Source organism: Pseudonocardia charpentierae (genome assembly GCF_031845345.1).
Taxonomy (GTDB): domain Bacteria; phylum Actinomycetota; class Actinomycetes; order Mycobacteriales; family Pseudonocardiaceae; genus Pseudonocardia; species Pseudonocardia charpentierae.
The window spans coordinates 1-854 of the sequence record NZ_JAVREJ010000097.1; the positions used below are offsets into that span (position 1 = coordinate 1).

The 854-nt window shown below is 68.9% G+C and carries 1 protein-coding gene; it reads right to left on the reverse strand.

The annotated features are described in order from the left end of the window. Positions 1-45: 45 nt before the first annotated feature. Positions 46-854, reverse strand: an 809-nt coding sequence (locus RM445_RS32025) for an IS256 family transposase (RefSeq protein WP_311560608.1), incomplete at its 5' end; no start/stop codon positions are given.

The following is an 854-nucleotide window of genomic DNA, read 5'->3' on the forward strand; positions in this document are numbered from 1 at the left end:
CGCTGCGTGGTGTAACTCGCTCCGCGGGAGGCTCTGCGGTTCAGATCATGCCGTCATGAGTTCGGCGGTGGCCACCCCTTCCGGTGGTGTCGGGGTGGCGAGCAGGGCCATGGTGGCTTCGCCGAGGTAGCGGCGGTCGGTGGCCTGCCATTCGTCGTGGGCTTCGACCAACACGGCGCCGGCCAGCCGCAGCAGGGCTTCGGGGTTGGGAAAGACGCCGACGACGTCGGTGCGGCGTTTGACCTCCTTGTTCAGCCGCTCGAGCGGGTTGGTCGACCAGATCTTCTTCCAATGCGCGACCGGGAACGCGGTGAACGCGAGCAGGTCGGTGGCGGCGTCCCGGAGCATGGCCTCGACCTTGGGGAACTGGCGGCCGAGCATGCCGGCGATCACCCCCAACTGCTCTCGGACGTGGTCGGCGTCGGGCTGGGCGAAGATCGTGCGGATCGCCGCGGCGACCATCTCGGCGGATCCCTTCGGGACCTGCGCAAGGATGTTGCGCAGGAAATGCACCCGGCACCTTTGCCAGGCGGCGCCGAGCAGGACCGCGTTGATGGCCTGCTTGAGCCCGGTGTGGGCATCGGAGATGACCAGCTGCACCCCACCCAGGCCGCGGGCCTTGAGGCTGCGCAGGAAGCTGGTCCAGAACGCGCCGTCCTCGCTGTCGCCCACGGCGAAGCCCAACACTTCGCGCCACCCGTCGGCGCGGACCCCGGTGGCGATCACCACCGCCTGAGACACCACGCGGTGGTTCACCCGAGCTTTGCAGTAGGTCGCGTCCAAAAAGACGTAGGGGAACGCCTCGCCGGTCAGCGACCGGTCGCGGAACGCGCCCACTTCCTGGTCGAGGTCCG